General features: G+C 37.3%; 2 protein-coding genes. Both read left to right on the top strand.

Features of this window, described 5'->3' with window-relative positions; translation table 11 throughout:
* Positions 1 to 224: hypothetical protein (locus AC1DPZ_RS27550; RefSeq protein ID WP_477409526.1), on the top strand; the 224-nt coding region annotated here is incomplete at its 5' end.
* Positions 221 to 1,234 (top strand): DegT/DnrJ/EryC1/StrS family aminotransferase (locus tag AC1DPZ_RS27545; protein ID WP_477409524.1); only part of this gene is annotated, 1,014 nt, incomplete at its 3' end. The genes AC1DPZ_RS27550 and AC1DPZ_RS27545, both read left to right, overlap by 4 nt.

Genomic DNA, 1,234 nt, shown 5'->3' with positions numbered 1-1,234 from the left:
CTATAAAAGAGCAAATTGAAGATATTTTACCCATCCTGGCAATATCCGGCACCATAGGTTTTAGTTGTTATTTCCTTAATATCCTTTTAACTAACCTTTTTACCCCGGCGATTATGCATATTGGCATAATAAGCATAATTTATTTTGGGGTTTATTATGGCGCCGGCCTTCTGATAAAACTATCGGCAATTAAAGATTTTAACCAATTAATCCTAAAAAAATGATTCCTGTAACCAAACCATTTCTGCCAGCAGAAAGCGAATTCAATAACTATGTTAAGAGTATTTGGGAAAGACAGTGGCTTACAAATAACGGCCCTTTAGTAAATACGCTTGAACTGAAATTAAAAGAATACCTGGGAGTTAATCACATGTTATTTGTTTCAAATGGAACATTGGCCTTACAACTGGCAATTAAGGCCCTTGATTTAAGCGGAGAAATTATTACCACACCTTTTTCATTTGTGGCAACAACAAGCAGTATTGTATGGCAGGGATGTACACCCGTATTTACGGACATAGATCCTGATACATTTAATATCGATCCGGCTAAAATAGAAGCCGCTATTACCCCAAAAACCTCAGCTATACTGGCAACACATGTTTTTGGAAACCCCTGTGATATTGATGCTATACAACGAATTGCAGATAAGCATGGATTAAAGGTTATTTATGATGCTGCCCATTGTTTTGGCACCTTTTATAATAACAGATCGGTGTTTGAATATGGAGACATTAGTACAACCAGTTTTCATTCAACCAAATTATTTCATACGATTGAAGGGGGGGGCGTATTTACACAGGACCCGGAGCTTTTAAGAAAAATGGCATTGATGCGTAATTTTGGTTATTCGGGAGTGGATAGTTTTTCTGAACCTGGAATCAACGCCAAAAATTGTGAATTTCATGCGGCAATGGGCCTGTGTAACTTACGCCATGCCGATGAAATACTAAAAAAGAGGAAGTATTTATCAGAACAGTATATGCTGCGTTTGACTAACCTCGACGTAAAATTTCAGAAAATAGAGAACAAACAAGATTATAACCATGCATATTTCCCTGTGCTTTTTAGCACTGAGGGTTTGATGCAAGATAGTAAAGCAAAGCTGGAACTGGCACAAATATATTGTAGAAGGTATTTCTACCCATCGCTATCAACATTGCCCTAWGTAAATAATATAGAAATGCCTGTTTGCGATTCCGTTGCCTCAAGAATTGTATGCCTCCCCTTATAC

The sequence above is a fragment of the Mucilaginibacter sp. P4_G9 genome (assembly GCF_056400985.1).
Note: the sequence above shows the minus strand (reverse complement) of the source record. Positions and strands in the feature narration are given on the sequence as shown.